Below are 484 nucleotides of genomic sequence, written 5' to 3'. Positions count from 1 at the left end.
GGCGCTCGCCGATGTCGATCGCACGGGCGCGGTGCTCGGCGCGCTCGATCCCGATCTGCGCCAGGCAGTGGTTCATCGCCCACTGCAGGCGATCGGGGGCGTCTTTCATCTCCGCCTCGATGACGTCGAGCAGTCCTACGAGGTCGAGGCCCTCGGGCTTCTTCGCCACGCGTTCGGTGGTCAGTGCCCAGCCGGCACTCGCGACCACCGGATCCGGGTCGGCCGACCAGGCCAGGCGCAGCTCTTCGGAGTGCGGGCTCTTCTTCACCACGTAGTTCACGAGCCAGTCGTGCACCTTGGGTGCGCGTGCCTCGCGCACCATGACGTCCAACTCGTCACGCTCGAACGCCTTCGGGCGGCAGATCAGGATCGCCAGCAGTCTCGCCGCGGTGTCATCCGTCTCCCAGAGCCGGCACGCGAGGTCCTGCTGCGTCTTCAACCGCTTCGCGATCGCGCGCAGCTTGCCGAGGTTCACACCGTGATC

At 67.8% G+C, this 484-nt stretch carries 1 protein-coding gene; it reads right to left on the bottom strand.

The genetic code is table 11. The features are described from left to right. A partial coding sequence (locus tag IG98_RS0144050) for a DNA alkylation repair protein (RefSeq protein WP_030926649.1) occupies positions 1-484 on the bottom strand: 484 nt, incomplete at both ends.

It is taken from the genome of Streptosporangium amethystogenes (genome assembly GCF_000721075.1).
Taxonomy (GTDB): Bacteria; Actinomycetota; Actinomycetes; order Streptosporangiales; family Streptosporangiaceae; genus Streptosporangium; species Streptosporangium amethystogenes.
The sequence above is the reverse complement of the archived record's forward strand: the minus strand, read 5'-3'. Positions and strand labels throughout refer to the sequence as shown.